At 36.4% G+C, this 517-nt stretch carries 1 protein-coding gene; it reads right to left on the bottom strand.

Annotated elements, in window-relative coordinates; translation table 11 throughout:
- Positions 1-517 (bottom strand): GTPase (locus IEY78_RS35515; protein ID WP_189104843.1); only part of this gene is annotated, 517 nt, incomplete at both ends.

The raw sequence follows: 517 nt of genomic DNA, 5'->3' as shown, positions 1-517 counted from the left end.
AAAGAATAAGGGATTTTAAGATAAGATTTTAAAATTTCAAGCTCCAATTTAGGCACTAAATCGTTTTTATTCAAAACAACAATGCAAGGCTTTTTGGCGCGATTGAGGGTGTCAATAAGGTTAAAATCTTCTTGTTCTAGGGGTTTAGAAAGATCAAACACGCCTAAAACGATGTCGCAATTTTCTAAACTTTTAAGGCTTTTTTCAATCCCTAATCGTTCTATTTTATCCGCACTCTCTCTAATGCCAGCTGTATCAATCAAGCGCACCTTATGCCCTTGCAATTCAATGACTTCTTCTATGGTGTCTCTTGTTGTGCCTTTAATATCGCTCACTAAAGCCCTTTCTTCTAAAAGCATGGCGTTTAATAGGGAGCTTTTGCCAGCATTGGGTTTGCCAACAATGCTTAAGGCATGCCCTTTGTTTCTTTGTTTTTGCGTGTTAGAAAAATCCAGTAAGTCTTTAAAAGAGGCGATTTGCTTTTCTAAATTAAGAGACACTTCATTTAAAAAATCGC

This window comes from Streptomyces kronopolitis (assembly GCF_014646275.1).
Taxonomy (GTDB): domain Bacteria; phylum Actinomycetota; class Actinomycetes; order Streptomycetales; family Streptomycetaceae; genus Streptomyces; species Streptomyces kronopolitis.
Note: the sequence above shows the minus strand (reverse complement) of the source record. Positions and strands in the feature narration are given on the sequence as shown.